Origin of the sequence: Sphingobacterium sp. 1.A.4 (genome assembly GCF_002734245.1) — a bacterium.
Lineage (GTDB): Bacteria > Bacteroidota > Bacteroidia > Sphingobacteriales > Sphingobacteriaceae > Sphingobacterium > Sphingobacterium tenebrionis.
Genome location: NZ_PEAZ01000025.1, coordinates 1 through 654, shown reverse-complemented (window position 1 = coordinate 654; position 654 = coordinate 1). Strand labels below are relative to the sequence as shown.

The 654-nt window shown below is 41.7% G+C and carries 2 protein-coding genes; both read right to left on the bottom strand.

Annotated features, from left to right (window positions below):
• The coding region (locus CRJ00_RS02610; RefSeq protein WP_441347596.1) for an ISAon1 family transposase N-terminal region protein at window positions 1-228 on the bottom strand (228 nt) is incomplete at its 3' end.
• A 164-nt stretch (window positions 229-392) separates the two neighbouring features.
• Window positions 393-654, bottom strand: a 262-nt coding sequence (locus CRJ00_RS02605) for a transposase (RefSeq protein ID WP_144038071.1), incomplete at its 5' end; no start/stop codon positions are given.

Below are 654 nucleotides of genomic sequence, written 5' to 3'. Positions count from 1 at the left end.
ATGTAGCGTAACTTTCTGGCCTCGAATGGGAAAGTCCGAGATCTCGGTGGAAGGCATGAAGCCCTTTGACTCCAACCTGTTGTTCTCATAGCCTGTCGGAGCAATATTAAGTTCATCTAAATAAATATGGAGCTGATTGTCGACCTGATCGACTTCTATGATCTGAAAGTATTCCAAAAGCCCTTCGGGCATCAACAAGGATAGTAATTTACGTTCGGCTTCTTGCAAGGGATAACTGTTTTAAAGATGCTAAACTAAGAAATTTTTAGTATTCCCCCCCAAGGATTCAGCTTGATCCGCTTAAAGCAGGGTCAAACTAAGGCTACTTCAAGTAAAGCATACATTTTACATACTTTCACGGATCATACCGAAAGTTTGGGGGGTAAAGATTTTTAAGCATATAATTTCATCACTCTGTACAGGAAGAATGTTGTGTCCCTTACGCCACGAAAGACACTCCTAAAAGCTTTGAGTTTTGCATTGAAAGATTCTGCCGAGGCATTGGTGCTTCTGTTATCGAAGTAGTGTAGTATATATTGGTGATGTGCTGCAATGGATCTTGCCACGCTCTCAAAGGAAGCAATGCCCGCATTCTCAACCTGATTGTGCCACAGACCTAGCTTTGTAAAAGCTATCTTTTTGTCCCTGCATTTG